This is a genomic window from Clostridium sp. BL-8, assembly GCF_002006495.1.
Classification (GTDB): domain Bacteria; phylum Bacillota; class Clostridia; order Clostridiales; family Clostridiaceae; genus Clostridium.
In genome coordinates this window covers 47,841-61,430 of record NZ_LZZL01000027.1, presented here as the reverse complement: position 1 = coordinate 61,430, position 13,590 = coordinate 47,841, and the positions used below count along the sequence as shown (strand labels likewise).

Annotated in this window: 13 protein-coding genes and 1 tRNA gene; 10 read left to right on the top strand and 4 right to left on the bottom strand. The window is 30.7% G+C overall.

Annotated features, from left to right (window positions below; genetic code table 11):
* The first annotated feature begins 168 nt into the window (after positions 1-168).
* The 4 genes from CLOBL_RS11275 to CLOBL_RS11255 all read left to right on the top strand — a co-directional run bounded on the left by CLOBL_RS11275 (position 169) and on the right by CLOBL_RS11255 (position 5,164).
* Positions 169-2,031, top strand: coding sequence for a cation-translocating P-type ATPase (locus tag CLOBL_RS11275; protein WP_077859120.1), 1,863 nt, complete (start codon positions 169-171; stop codon positions 2,029-2,031).
* Positions 2,032-2,512: 481 nt separating this feature from the next.
* On the top strand, positions 2,513-4,180 hold the full coding sequence (locus tag CLOBL_RS11270) for a tannase/feruloyl esterase family alpha/beta hydrolase (RefSeq protein WP_077859119.1): 1,668 nt from the start codon (positions 2,513-2,515) through the stop codon (positions 4,178-4,180).
* Between the two features lie 235 nt (positions 4,181-4,415).
* The gene (locus CLOBL_RS11260; RefSeq protein WP_077859117.1) at positions 4,416-4,610 is read left to right on the top strand and encodes a DUF2892 domain-containing protein; all 195 of its coding nucleotides are present in this window, start codon (positions 4,416-4,418) and stop codon (positions 4,608-4,610) included.
* Positions 4,592-5,164: a carboxymuconolactone decarboxylase family protein gene (locus CLOBL_RS11255; protein ID WP_077859116.1), complete on the top strand. Its 573-nt coding sequence runs from the start codon at positions 4,592-4,594 to the stop codon at positions 5,162-5,164. The genes CLOBL_RS11260 and CLOBL_RS11255 overlap by 19 nt, the downstream gene beginning before the upstream one ends.
* A gap of 115 nt (positions 5,165-5,279) precedes the next feature.
* Here the strand turns inward: CLOBL_RS11255 and CLOBL_RS11250 are convergent, their stop codons facing one another.
* Positions 5,280-5,828 (bottom strand): hypothetical protein, encoded by a 549-nt coding sequence (locus tag CLOBL_RS11250; protein ID WP_077859115.1) that lies wholly within the window; start codon positions 5,826-5,828, stop codon positions 5,280-5,282.
* Positions 5,829-6,091: 263 nt separating this feature from the next.
* On the opposite strand from CLOBL_RS11250, the gene CLOBL_RS11245 reads away from it, so the two are divergent.
* From CLOBL_RS11245 to CLOBL_RS11230, 5 genes are all read left to right on the top strand, one after another.
* A complete protein-coding gene (locus CLOBL_RS11245) occupies positions 6,092-6,784 on the top strand; it encodes a response regulator transcription factor (protein WP_077859114.1) in 693 nt (230 codons plus the stop codon).
* Positions 6,777-8,552: an ATP-binding protein gene (locus CLOBL_RS11240; protein ID WP_077859113.1), complete on the top strand. Its 1,776-nt coding sequence runs from the start codon at positions 6,777-6,779 to the stop codon at positions 8,550-8,552. Before CLOBL_RS11245 ends, CLOBL_RS11240 begins: the two co-directional genes overlap by 8 nt.
* A 14-nt stretch (positions 8,553-8,566) precedes the next feature.
* Positions 8,567-8,962, top strand: coding sequence for an SHOCT domain-containing protein (locus CLOBL_RS11235; protein ID WP_077859112.1), 396 nt, complete (start codon positions 8,567-8,569; stop codon positions 8,960-8,962).
* 3 nt (positions 8,963-8,965) lie between these two features.
* Positions 8,966-9,130, top strand: coding sequence for a hypothetical protein (locus CLOBL_RS28520; RefSeq protein WP_242953824.1), 165 nt, complete (start codon positions 8,966-8,968; stop codon positions 9,128-9,130).
* Positions 9,131-9,479: 349 nt separating this feature from the next.
* A complete protein-coding gene (locus CLOBL_RS11230) occupies positions 9,480-10,136 on the top strand; it encodes a 4Fe-4S binding protein (protein WP_077859111.1) in 657 nt (218 codons plus the stop codon).
* A gap of 181 nt (positions 10,137-10,317) precedes the next feature.
* On the opposite strand, the gene CLOBL_RS11225 is transcribed toward CLOBL_RS11230, so the two are convergent.
* Together CLOBL_RS11225 and CLOBL_RS11220 are read right to left on the bottom strand one after the other, a co-directional pair.
* A complete protein-coding gene (locus CLOBL_RS11225; RefSeq protein ID WP_143323860.1) occupies positions 10,318-11,541 on the bottom strand; it encodes a multidrug effflux MFS transporter in 1,224 nt (407 codons plus the stop codon).
* Between the two features lie 24 nt (positions 11,542-11,565).
* Positions 11,566-12,450: an MBL fold metallo-hydrolase gene (locus CLOBL_RS11220; protein ID WP_077859110.1), complete on the bottom strand. Its 885-nt coding sequence runs from the start codon at positions 12,448-12,450 to the stop codon at positions 11,566-11,568.
* Positions 12,451-12,838: 388 nt separating this feature from the next.
* Between CLOBL_RS11220 and CLOBL_RS11215 the strand changes: the two genes are divergently transcribed.
* Entirely contained in the window at positions 12,839-13,174 is a 336-nt protein-coding gene (locus tag CLOBL_RS11215) for a helix-turn-helix domain-containing protein (protein WP_077859109.1), read from the top strand.
* 260 nt (positions 13,175-13,434) lie between these two features.
* On the opposite strand, the gene CLOBL_RS11210 is transcribed toward CLOBL_RS11215, so the two are convergent.
* Positions 13,435-13,521, bottom strand: a tRNA-Leu gene (locus CLOBL_RS11210).
* Positions 13,522-13,590: the final 69 nt, after the last annotated feature.

Genomic DNA, 13,590 nt, shown 5'->3' with positions numbered 1-13,590 from the left:
AAGCTAAAAAAGGAGCTATCGCTGACGAATTTTAATCCGCTAATGCGACAGCACCTTTTTGTTGAAAAAATTTATAAGTAATTATGAAAATCATTCTTGACAAAAGACTTTTTCATAACTATCATATACCTATACCCCCTATGGGTATATGAAGGGAGATGGTGTGAAATGTCTAAAATAAGTGAATTTATAAAGGATGAAGAAAAACGAACTATGATAATGCTCATAATATCAGCATTATCGCTTATAATTAGTTTTTTTAATTTAATAGATTTACCCTTTGATGCAGCTTATATAGCAATAGTTTTATGTGGCTTGCCAATTATTAAAGAAGCAGTGATTGGACTTGTTAGTGAGTTTGATATTAAAGCAGATGTGTTAGTATCTATGGCTTTAATAGCATCAGTAATCATCGGTGAAATATTTGCAGCAGGAGAAGTTGCATTTATTATGACTTTAGGCGCACTACTTGAGGAACATACTGTTGCAAAAGCTAAATCTGGAATTGAAAAATTAGTTAATTTAACACCAACAATAGCAAGAGTAATTGTTGATGGAAAAGAAAAAATGATTAAAGCTAAAGATGTTTTAGTAGATGATATCATTAAAGTCTTACCAGGAGAAACAGTACCAGTCGATGGGGTTTTAATTGAAGGAGAAACATCAATAGATCAATCTGTTATGACTGGTGAATCTATGCCTGTAGATAAGAATATTGGAGATGAGGTCTTTAGTGGTACTGTAAATCAATTTGGAGCCTTCAATATGAAAGCAAGCAAAATTGGTGAAGACAGTTCACTCCAAAGAATGATCCGTCTTGTAAAATCAGCAGATGCAGGAAAAGCACAGATTGTAGGAATGGCAGACAGATGGGCTACTTGGATTGTCGTAATTGCATTAATATCAGCAATAGGTACATGGCTTGTTACAGGTGAAATTCTTCGTTCTGTTACGATATTAGTTGTATTTTGCCCTTGTGCATTAGTTTTAGCAACGCCAACAGCAATTATGGCAGGCATAGGAAATGCTACAAAATACGGTATTTTAATTAGAGAAGGAGATGCTCTTGAAAGATTATCAAAAGTTAAGAAAATTACTTTTGATAAAACAGGAACTTTAACGTATGGAAAGCCTAAGGTTACTAAAGTATGTACCTTTGACAAAGACATATCAGAACAAGAATTATTAAATTTAATGGCCAGTGTTGAGAAATCTTCTGAGCATCCACTTGGAAAAGCAATTGTAGAATACTATAAGACAGTATCGAAGAAAGAATTTAAGAAAGTTACAGACTTTAAGATGGTAATTGGTAAAGGGGTTTCTGGAAAAATAGATAATAATAAGATAATAGCAGGAAACAACAAACTGTTACAAGAACATCAGTTAAGCTTAAGTAATGTTCAAGAAACTTTATCTGGCGATTTTATAGAAAAAGGATGCACAGTTGTGTACATTGCACAAGATGCTGATATAAAAGGTTTTGTAGTTTTAGAGGATGTACTAAGAGAAGATGTTAAAAATATAATTCAAAAAATTAAAAAATTAAATATAGAGTCTGCATTAATTACAGGTGATAATAAAAAGACAGCAGAAAATATAGGAACTTTATCTGGTATTGAAAAAGTATATTCAGAATGCCTGCCAGAAGATAAATTATCTATAATTGAAGATTTTCAAAAAAATGGACAACTTGTTTCTATGATCGGAGATGGGGTAAATGATGCACCAGCGTTAAAGAAAGCTTTTGTTGGAATTGCCATGGGTGGGATAGGAAGTGATATTGCTGTAGATGCGGCAGATATAGCTCTTGTAAATGATGATATAAAGTGCATCCCACATTTATTGGAGCTTTCAAAGAGAACCATGAAAACAATAAAAATTAATCTTATATTGTCAATGACCTTAAATTTTGTTGCCATTATATTAGCCATGACAGGTATTTTAAATCCAATTGTAGGAGCACTAGTACATAATGTAGGCTCTGTTATAGTTATTTTACATTCAGCATTATTATTAAAATGGAGAAGCTAAATAAAATGAAATCATTAATATTTTGTTTCTTTGATATTTGTTAAAATGTCAAAAGACAGTAAGTAACAAATGCCTATATATAAATTTTTTAGTTAATTATGATTTCATATTGGGATTGTATTTAATGCAGGAGAAAAAAGCTCATCAGATTCAAAATCTGATGAGCTTTTTCAACAACCTGGGCATACAATGTATGCTCTTTTACTTTTGACACATCTAGTTTTTATTAATTTATCTAAAATTAAAACATAATGAAATTTTTTACGAAATAATTAGTATTAAAGCTTATTGAATATTAGTCTAAATTAGTATAATATATTCACGTATAGAAAAATATGTTAAAGTTTGAATTATATATAAATAGAACTTTAATAATTTATGATTTTATTAATCTTATATTAAGATAGGAGGGAGTGTTACAGTGGTTAGATATCAGATAAAACTCTGATAGTACCAGTCAAAAGTAAGGAGTGACGAAAAAATGAAAATCTCAAAGAAAAGTTGGACTACTATAAGTGCTTTTGCTGCTAGTTGTGTGTTTATGTTTAATGGAAGCAGCACAGTAGCATTCGCTAATTCAAAAGATTCTATAGTTATTGCTACATCAGCGGCTACTAATCTAAAAGATTTTAAGGTTTCTGATGCATCAAGCAATTTTACGATACCAGCAGAAATTCCTGCATCGAAAATAGGGCTGCCTACATCAGGTGCTACGATTAGTTCAGCAACTATAGTGAAATCTGATGAAAAGGATAATATAAATGGAGAATACTGCAAGGTATTAGGTGCAATCCATCCAGTAGATAAAACTGCGCCAGACATTAATTTTCAGGTTAACCTTCCTGTAAAATGGAACAGTAAAATATTACAATATGGTGGCGGTGGATTTGATGGTGTTTTGGTTACTGCTGATACTGGATATTACGGGCAAATGGTTTCAGACCCGACACCTTTAGCTCAAGGGTATGTGACATTTGGTAGTGACAGTGGCCATGTAAATTCTTCGTATTGGGATAGTAAATGGGCACTTAATGATGAAGCCTTGAATAATTTTGCTTCTGATCAGTTAAAGAAAACAAAAGATACAGTACTAGAAATAGTACAGGCTTTTTATAAATCAAAGCCGTCTCAGGTATATTTTGTTGGTGGGTCTAATGGTGGACGAGAAGCGTTGAAGGTTGTGCAACGGTTCCCAACAGAATATAACGGCGTTATTTGCTATTTTCCTGTATTAAACTGGGTGCCTAAAGCAATTGCAGATAGCAGGAATGCAGATGCCGTAGAGGCTAATAATGGAGCGGGATGGATCAGTCCTGAACAGTATAAGCGTGTTAATCAAACCATCCTTGGAATAGATGATGGATTAGACGGCGCTCGGGATGGCATAATAAGCAACATTTTTGGAGCTGAAAAAAAGAAGGATGAAGTTTTAAAAGCTTTAAAAAATATATTATCAAATGCGCAGATAAAAACATTAGAAACATTTGCTTCACCTATGAAATTTAATTATCCTCTTGCTAATGGATTAACCACTATGCCAGGTTATCCTGTTTTTAAAGGAGCGCCTTTAGAAGATATGTATCTAAACCAATTTGGTACAGCACCAACTGCCAGAGATGGTATAATGGCAGCATCTGGGGATGCTGTTATTAAAGATATGATAGTTCGAGATGATAATTTTAATCCTGAAAGTTTTGATCAAGATAAATGGCACGATAAAGTTGTACAAGCTTCAGAATTGCTTGATGCTACAAATCCAGATATCTCAGCTTTTAAAAATAATGGAGGGAAATTGATTCTTATTCATGGAGAAGGAGATCAAATTGTTACTTTCCAAGGTACAATCGACTACTATAATGAGTTAGTTAATAAGTTTGGCAAGAACTCCCTTGGTGAGTTTGTAAAATTCTATATGGTTCCAGGAAATGGCCATTATAACTCAGAAACCTGGAATATGGAATCAGACACATTAGACGCATTGGATCAATGGGTAGTAAATAATAAATCTCCTGAGAATTTGATTGTAACAGATGGGTCCGAAAAGACTGCAGGCCGCACACGTCCGCTTTTAGAATATCCTGCTTATCCAGAGTATAAAGGAAGCGGAGATGTAAATTCCGCTGGAAGTTTTATCAGTGCTACTCCTTAATGAAATGGAAAGAGATTACTTTATCATATAATAAAATAATGTTGCTTAGAGTCGGGATGATTAATCCCGACTTCTACTTTTTTTTAATTGATATATTACAATCTAAAGGATTTGGTATTACGAGATTAGAAATTGGAACTAAAAAATATAATGTGATTTTATCACAGAATATTAAATTTTATTTTGATAAGTTAACATTATAAATAAAATTATTTTATACAAAGGAGTGTTTATAATGAAAAATGTTGGAAGCATCGATAAGGTTTTTAGATTTATTATAGGTTTAGGGTTACTAAGCATTTTATTTTTTATGAATGGAAATTTGAAGTATTTAGGATTAGTAGGTTTAGTTCCTATTCTAACAGCTACAGTTAGTTTTTGTCCTTTATATTCGTTATTCGGTATAAAAACATGCAAAATAAAAAAGTAGTTGCTTTTATTGAGCCACCTAAAAAAATTCCATTGTTTTTGAAAATAGGAATATATATATCTAAAAAAGTGACTAAAAGAGATTTACTTGTTCCAAAACTTCTTGCCTGGTATCCAAAGGTTGCCATAAGTTCTGGTATTCTTGAATCTATGGTTGCCCATGGTAAAGGTGAATTGAATAAACGTATTTTGAAGCTTGTAAGAATTCAGACATCTTTAAGTGTATCGTGTCCATTTTGTATAGATATGAATTCATTTGAATACGAAGAAGACGGAATAACTAAAGAAGAAATGTACTGTCTGACAGGAAAATATAATATTAATGACGTACATACATTTAATATTAGAGAAAAATTAGCAATAGAGTATACAAAATTTATATCTCAAACTCCAATTAAAGTACCAAAAGAGTTCATGGAAAAGGTAAAGCTTAATTTTACTGAACGTGAAATAGTTATTTTAGCAAGTACTGTAGCACAGGTTAATTATTGGGCACGCCTTATACAAGCTTTAGGAGTTCCTCCTGCTGGTTTTTCTGACAAGTGTGACATATAATTTAAATTTAAAAATATCATATTATAAAATGCAACTTTTATGATATTAAGGCACATGAACTTGTTATTTTTTCATGTGCCTTAATTGATGAATTAATATTTAATTTGAAGAACTATTAAAAGACATTAAAATAGCAATTAGTACGGCCTAAAGAACCATCGCCTGACATGTGACCCTTGCCAGCACCTTTTCCACCAGCGATTTTTCCATAACCAGAACTATAGCTAGTTCCTGATTGTCCCATTCTTTGTCCTGGTATTCCTGTACATGTATCAATATTATTTTCTAGGGTTTCTTTCATAGAATCTCCCTCTGCTTTAGTTATAGTTCCATCTGCTATGGCTTTATCAATAGCTTTATTTCTTTCTTCAAGTAGAGATTTTTTAAATTCATCTTCTGTCATTCCTTTTTCTTCTGCTAAATCATACATTGTTTTTCCTGAATTAAAGCCAGCAGTTATTTCATCATCCGTCATGCCAAGTTTATTTTTTAATATTGATTCTACATAATCATAGCCTCTTACCCCTGTGACTCTTGCAAGTCCAACTCGCTCGTGAGTATAGTTTGTTGATGTTGAAGTTTCTGTATTTGCTGCATATGCAGTTACACCTAATCCCATTGTGATGGCCATAGCAAGTCCTAATATTAATTTCTTTGATTTCATTTTCAATTCCTCCTATAATTTAAACCAATGTATAAGATTTTATTGCATTGATTTTTTGGATGTGTTGTTTATGCCTTAATAATAAGTTATTTTGAATGTAGAGGAGTGTCATAATTGTGAAATAAAAGTACACAATTAGGACACAATTTTAATTACAGCTAATGATATAATTTAGGCATAAATTATGTAGATAAATAACTTGAAAACTTGATTTACAGCTTATAAATAGTATTTATAGAGATAAAAGATAAGAGGTGATAAAAATGAGTAAAAATATTCTGATTGCTGATGATAATATGGAAATTATTAAAATTTTAAAACCCTATATTGAAAAGGAAGGTTTTAACGTGATTTTTGCTCTTGATGGTGAGGAAACATTATTAAAATATAAACATTATAATCCTGTATTAATTTTACTTGATATCATGATGCCATTGATGGATGGAATTGAAGTCTGCAACATAATTAGGAAGGAATCAAACACTCCTATTATAATGATAACTGCAAAAAGTGAGGATGCTGATAAGATATTAGGATTAAATTCTGGTGCTGATGATTATATTGTAAAACCTTTTAGTCCTGGAGAAGTAGTGGCTAGAATAAAAGCAATTCTACGACGCATTACTCCAATTGAAAATAATAAATTATCTGTAATTAAGTATTCAACACTTGAATTAGATATTAATAATTATTCAGTTAAGGTAGATGGAACATATATGAATCTTACCAAAAAAGAGATTGAAGTTTTATGGATGCTTGCGAGTTCACCTAATAATATTATTAAGAGGGATGATCTTTTAGATAATGTATGGGGAATAGATTACTTTGGAGATCCAAGAACAGTAGATACTCATATAAAGAGAATAAGAGCAAAGCTTGATCTTAATGGACAGTATAACTGGGATATTAAGACTATGTGGGGAATGGGTTATAAATTTGAGGTGAAAGATGTTTAAGCGAAACATTACATTTAAATTAACTATTGGCTTTCTAGTAATTGTTTTAATCTCAACTCTTTTTATAGGAGTTATTGCTTTAAATATATTCAAGAATAATATTTATGAAGTTAAAAAGAATAACATGAAGAAACATGCTATAGCAATTTCTGAAACTATTAAACCATATGTAGGTAATTCTTTAGATAATGAAGACTTTGTTAAAATTATACATTTAATAAATGATATTGATAATGCAAAGATTTGGATACTTAATACAGATAAAAGTATTATAACTGCGTCGGATACTAATAATGATGTTAAGTACATTAGTGATTCAGAAATAAAGGATTTATATGATGATATTAATAGCAAAGTATTGGAGGGAACGGAAGTATATGATGAAGGTTATAATCCTTATTATAATGAAGAAATGATGACAATAGCAGTACCAATAAAAGAAAATAATTCAATAATAGGTGCTATAATTATTAATTCTGGAATATCTGATTTATCAAATTCTATGGACAAATTTTTTATAAGTTTGCTTTTAGCTGTTTTAGGTGAAACAGTCCTTGTAGGAGTCTTAGGATATTATTTTTCTAGGAATATTTCTAGACCAATAAAGAAAATTAATTCATCCGCCTTGGAATTAGCAAGAGGACATTATGGAATAAAAACAAATATATATCAAAAAGATGAAATAGGAGAGTTATCAAATTCATTTGATTTGTTATCTTTGAAACTTAAGTATACTATAGATGAGCTTTTTGAAGAGAAAAATAAACTAAGTAATATTATAACGAGTATGAGTGAGGGAATTTTAGCTTTAGATAGAAGCTCTCACATTATAAATATAAATGAAGCAGCTACAAATCTTCTTTTATGTAAAAAAATGAAAGATGATACAGAGGTAATTAAAATATTATCAGATTTAGATATAATTAGAGAATTAAAATCTTCTATATCTATAAAAGAGAAAAAATTAATTATTAAAGAGCATGAAGGTAAAATATTAGAATTTTCAATATCTCTTATAAAGAGCAATTTAAATGAAATCATTGGTGGTGTGATTCTTATTCAGGATATAAGTGAAAAAGAAAAACTTGAACAAATGCGCAAGGACTTCATTTCAAATGTTTCCCACGAATTTAGAACTCCGTTAACAGTTATAAAAGGTAATTTAGAGTCTATTGTTGATGGGATGATAGAGCCGGAAAATGTAGCAGATACTTATATTACACTCATAAAAGAAACCAATAGACTTGAGAGAATGGTTAAAGATTTACTTAATTTAAGCAAATTGGAATCGGGAAAATTAGAAATTGATGTAAGTGGATTAGATGTTAATATGCTAATTAATGATACCATGAGAAGCCTTAAAACGTTAATAAGAAATAAGAATATAGATTTACAATTGTCTTTAGAAAACAATTTACCAACCTTATTAAGTGATTATGATAAATTAAAGCAATTAATAATCATATTCATGGATAATGCAATTAAGTTTTCTGAAAATGAAGGTGTTTTAAAAGTAGCAACATACACAGATAATAAAAATATCTATATAACCATAGAAGACAATGGAATTGGTATACCAAAAGATGAAATTCAATATTTAGGTGAAAAGTTCTATAAAGCCGATAAAGCAAGAAAGGCAAATGCAGGTGGCACTGGCCTTGGCCTTTCCATAGCAAAAAGATTAACAAAAGTATTAAATGGAAATGTTTCTATAGAAAGTGATTTAGGAAAAGGTACAACAATAACTATTTCATTTTTTATTATGTAGAGAGAGGTGATTTTATGAGACATGGATACCATATGGGACTTAGAAATGGGTATGGTTACAATATGGGATACGGTTTTTGGGGTTCATATATCTTAATATTTATTTTAATAATTTTTGTTATCCTCGTATTTACTTTATTAAGAAATAATAGAACTGAAAATCCATTTGTAATAAAATTAATTGATATTCTTAAAGAAAAATATGCTGTAGGTATAATCTCTGCGGATGAGTATATAGAAAGAAAAGCTGTTATTGAAGATACAAAGGATTCTAATCCCTATATTGCAATACTTCTAAAAAGATATGCACACTGTGAAGTAGACACCAAAGAGTTTTTTTGCATTAAGAATGAAATTGAAAGTACTAATATTGATAATATTACAAAGGAAAGACTTGTTAAGGGGAATTAACATATGAAAAAATCATCATTAGAATCAAAGTTAGTTATAAGTGAGGTTATGATGCTAAATCACGCTAATGTTGCAGGTAATATATATGGTGGCCTTGCGATAGATGATGGACTTATTTTTGCAATTGGAACAGCGTTAATCTATATAAGAAAAAAATTAAATTTGTAGATGTAGCTGCACCTTTAATTATTCTATATAAATTTTAATGATAACTTGTTATTACAAATTATAAGTTAATAAATATAAGTATAGACCTAATTAGCAATATGACAGTAAAATTTATATAGCTTAAGCTTTAGGTAGATGGAGGATACTATAATCATACTTTTTATATATAAGTTGATCGCCGAATGATAACATATTCTTAAAAGATATAGTTATAATCTTAGTTCGTGATAAAGTTACAGATAAGAATAAACATATTTATTAGAATAAAGAAGAACTGTTCAAACAATATTAATTAATCCATATGGAATATTTTATATGAAATAATTATAGTAAATTCGGGGGTATCATAATGGAAAAAATTTTAAAAGTTTGGAAAAAGTATTCGTTTACGCTGTTAGTTGCATTTATAGTATTAGGGATGTTTGATTTAAGGTTTGCAGTGGTAGCTTTAATATGTATGATAGCACCAGTAATGGTATCTATTTTTAAAGGAAGGTTTTGGTGCGGAAATTTATGTCCAAGAGGAAATTTTTATGATAATGTAGTTTCTAAATTTAGTAATAAAAGAATACCACCTAAATTCTTTAAGTCATATTATTTTAGAGCAGTAATACTAACAATAATGATGATAATGTTTGTTTCTGGGATATATAAAAATTGGGGTAACCTTTACGGTATAGGAATGGTAGTTTATAGACTAATTGTTGTAACAACTATAATAGGGATATTATTATCTTTGATATATAATCATAGAACTTGGTGTAACTTTTGCCCAATGGGAACTCTAGCATCAATAGCAGGAAAGTTTAGAAAAAGTAATAAAGTATTGCATGTATCATCTTCATGTGTTTCATGCAAAATATGTGAAAAGAAATGTCCAATAGGTTTAGTTCCGCATAATTATAAAGGTGATATATTAAGCCATCCAGATTGTATCCAATGTGGTAAATGTGCTCTTGCATGCCCTAAAAAAGCAATAGGATATAGTAAAATTACTATAAAATAAGAAGCTTATGCTCAATGCCTATGTGTTGGGGTAAAAAAATGTGAATAAAGTAGCACAAAAAACACGCTAATTCTAGCGTGTTTTTTAATGAATTAAAAATAATGAATACCGTAGATATCTACCGAGGCACTTATTATTTAACTGATTTTAATTTTATAAGAGGATTTTAATATTTAAGTTCTTATTTAAACAATATTATACGCATGTTTTTTGAAAGAATGTGCCAAAGGATTAAACTTATAACTGAGGTTATTAAGTACATAAGCCCCATAATGATTATTCTATTAAGAAAACTAGAAGAAATCACAATCATGCCTATACATCCAAATAATGTTAAAGCACAATTTATAAGAGAAGATGCCGCACCAGTTTCGTTAGGTATCTGGTTCAGCATTATACTTGTCGTTTGTGGACGAATTAAGCTTCCAAAGAATGATGCTGGTATTAATGAGATCATAAATATAACGGGGCTTAAATTACCAGTTATAAACATTGAAAATCCACTAATAGCCATAACGATGTATGCTATTGTTATATATGGAATATTATTATAGTGATTTGATAATTTTACATATGCTAATGGTCCTAGAAGAAAGAAAACTGCATTTGCTGCAAAATAGTAACTATATACTTTGGGACTTAATCCAAAACCATCAACAAAAATATAAGAAGATGCTGATATAAATGACATAGATGGAATTGACATAATTGAAAAAGTAATAAGTAGAGACATAAAGCCTTTATTTCTTGAGACCACTCCTATGTTGCTTATGGAACTTATTATGCTTCCAGTATATCGTTTCTCAATAGTTTCTTCCATAGCTATACTTCCAGCTAATGTTAACATACCTAAGGCTCCCAATACTTCAAATACACCTCTCCATGAAAGCACACTTAAAATCATAGCACCAATAACAGGTGAAATTATTGGTGATAACATTGCCGTTGATTGAACTAAAGCTAAAACAGTTACAAGTTTCCTTCCACTATATGAATCTTTTACTATTGCTGTAGATACTGCAGTTGCTGCTCCACAACCAATAGCTTGTAAAATACGAAATAAAATTAGTTGATATACATTACCAGAAAACACACATGATATACTAGCAATAGTATATATAGTAAGCCCAATGATTAGTATAGTTCTTCTTCCATACTTGTCACTAAGAGGTCCCCATAAAATAGTTCCTAGTGCATAAAAAACAAAGAAAAGTATTAATGTAAGATTTACAATACTAGTATTTGTATTAAGGCTTTCTACCATTTTTGGCAACGCTGGCAAATAGATATCTGTAGATAATGGAATAAATGCACTTAGTAACGTTATAAACGCTAGAAAGCCTTTTTTCCCTAAATATTTTTGTTCTTTCTCTTTTTCTACATAATTGTCTTTTATAATTTCCATATGTTCCTCCAATTTTTTGTTTGACTACAGATCAATCCGTTCTACTTTGTGTCCTAAAAATTCCTCAAGCCTCTTATCGGAGTATTGGATATTAACTGTTTTATAGATATGCTGGTATCCGCGACCTAAAGACCCTCGGTCAAACGGTTTATCCTTTAAATAATTCTGCTGAAATTCTCCCGAAAAACATTCGATGTATGCGTCGACGTAATCCATTGTAATTGGGAGCTGTCCATGGGCACTATAAATATCTTTGATATCATTTTCTAATCGCTTTATCTTTTTCCAGCTGTCTAGCGCCATGGAAAATGGTGCGTTTCTATCAGATTCAAAAAAGTAAATGATGACGTAATCACAAATCATATCTCCTGAAAAAAGTCTCTTTTTTTCCCTATCCAGCAGCATGATGTGTCCATAAGAATGCCCTGGGGTAAATATTACTTCCAAAGTTTTTCCGCCTAAGTCAAACAATTCTCCATCCTTTACAAAATGCGGAGTCAAGGTTCGAAGCAGGCTCCTTTCAGCGAATGCCTTGCTATCGAAATGTTCAATGGCTTCAGGCTTATTTTCTTTCAGAAAATTTACTCCCATCTCAGCTATGAACTGTCTTTCGTGCTTTGTGTCAAAGCCTATAATCTGACCGTAGTCAGGCTGGTACAGCCATACATCTCCAAAATATTCGCTTCCGTAGCTGTGGTCAGGATCGCCATGAGTCAATACCAGCATTACTGGCAGACTCGTTATACTTCGAATGATAGGCCTTATATCCTCGAATCCATAACCAGCATCAATTAAGATAGCTTTTTTTTGCCCTAGGATAAGATAAAAATGCACAAGTCCAGCTTGAGTAATGACATATAAATCATCATCAAGTTTTTGTACCTTACAGAAATTTGTTGATGTAATCATGATTATCACCTTCCTTTGTTGTTATTAAGATTTCATCTACATACACATTTTATGGTGGTACAATAATTATATCAAGTACTATAATATTTAATGTATACTATCAAAAATAATAGTATTGAGTTGAAAAAATGAATGATGTGTACATTTGTGGACCATGAAATGAACAATCGTCCAGTTTAAATTAGATTCGTTAATCATATCAGCGATATAAGTATTCTCTTTTTTACATATTGAAAATAAGATTCCTGCCACGAATCCAGGAGCAACAGTGGTAAAAGACTGTTTATCCTTTTATCTTTACTTTTGAATAATACTATGTATAATGATTATTAAGAAGTACAATAACATTTAATGTGTACTATTAAATATGATAGTAATGAGGTGGCGTATGAAAAGAAAGTCAGAAGATGATTATGTAGAAAATTGTCCAATAGGAGGCGTGCAAAAGATAGTCCGTGGAAAGTGGACCATGGTTATCGTGTTTTTTTTGAGCCAAGGTACTTTGAGATTTGGGGAACTTAGTAGGAAAATGCCACAGGTAACGCAGGCGAATTTAACGAAAGAGCTTAGAACGTTAGAAGAATATAAGATTATACATAGAGAAATATATAAAGAGGTTCCTCCTAAAGTAGAATATTCATTAACAGAGTTGGGTGTGAAGTTTTTACCAGTGCTGAAATCTCTAGAAAAATGGGCAATCGAATATGAAAAAATGTCAAAGTAGTCGAGTAGAAATTCAAATTTAGCTGTTAATTTAATATTAAAAAAAGTAATAGCATTTAAGTTAGCTATTACTTTTTGTGATAGTTTAAATATATATTTTATAATAATGCTTCATCAACTTATTATCCATATAATCACCATTTTCTTTGCAAAAGATTGATTTTGGTAAATACAGGATTTGTTGTAGAAGTAGGAAACACATAAAAAAAGCCATACTACAAGGCATCTGAGCCAAGTAATATGACGATTCACCAAAATTAATGGTGCCGCTGGCCGGATTCGAACCGGCACGATATCACTACCAGAGGATTTTGAGTCCACCACGTCTGCCAATTCCATCACAGCGGCATGTAAACTGACAAAAGTTATTGTAGCATGTATAAAAAGAAAAATCAATAGGTATTTATCATTTTTATT

Excerpts from the sequence above, each read along its gene's own strand:
- CLOBL_RS11215 (WP_077859109.1), top strand. The coding sequence starts at position 12,839 with ATGAAAAGAAAGTCAGAAGATGATTATGTAGAAAATTGTCCAATAGGA.
- CLOBL_RS11260 (WP_077859117.1), top strand. The coding sequence starts at position 4,416 with ATGAAAAATGTTGGAAGCATCGATAAGGTTTTTAGATTTATTATAGGT.
- CLOBL_RS11225 (WP_143323860.1), bottom strand. The coding sequence starts at position 11,541 with ATGGAAATTATAAAAGACAATTATGTAGAAAAAGAGAAAGAACAAAAA.
- CLOBL_RS28520 (WP_242953824.1), top strand. The coding sequence starts at position 8,966 with ATGAAAAAATCATCATTAGAATCAAAGTTAGTTATAAGTGAGGTTATG.
- CLOBL_RS11275 (WP_077859120.1), top strand. The coding sequence starts at position 169 with ATGTCTAAAATAAGTGAATTTATAAAGGATGAAGAAAAACGAACTATG.
- CLOBL_RS11220 (WP_077859110.1), bottom strand. The coding sequence starts at position 12,450 with ATGATTACATCAACAAATTTCTGTAAGGTACAAAAACTTGATGATGAT.
- CLOBL_RS11270 (WP_077859119.1), top strand. The coding sequence starts at position 2,513 with ATGAAAATCTCAAAGAAAAGTTGGACTACTATAAGTGCTTTTGCTGCT.
- CLOBL_RS11230 (WP_077859111.1), top strand. The coding sequence starts at position 9,480 with ATGGAAAAAATTTTAAAAGTTTGGAAAAAGTATTCGTTTACGCTGTTA.
- CLOBL_RS11255 (WP_077859116.1), top strand. The coding sequence starts at position 4,592 with ATGCAAAATAAAAAAGTAGTTGCTTTTATTGAGCCACCTAAAAAAATT.
- CLOBL_RS11235 (WP_077859112.1), top strand. The coding sequence starts at position 8,567 with ATGAGACATGGATACCATATGGGACTTAGAAATGGGTATGGTTACAAT.
- CLOBL_RS11245 (WP_077859114.1), top strand. The coding sequence starts at position 6,092 with ATGAGTAAAAATATTCTGATTGCTGATGATAATATGGAAATTATTAAA.
- CLOBL_RS11250 (WP_077859115.1), bottom strand. The coding sequence starts at position 5,828 with ATGAAATCAAAGAAATTAATATTAGGACTTGCTATGGCCATCACAATG.
- CLOBL_RS11240 (WP_077859113.1), top strand. The coding sequence starts at position 6,777 with ATGTTTAAGCGAAACATTACATTTAAATTAACTATTGGCTTTCTAGTA.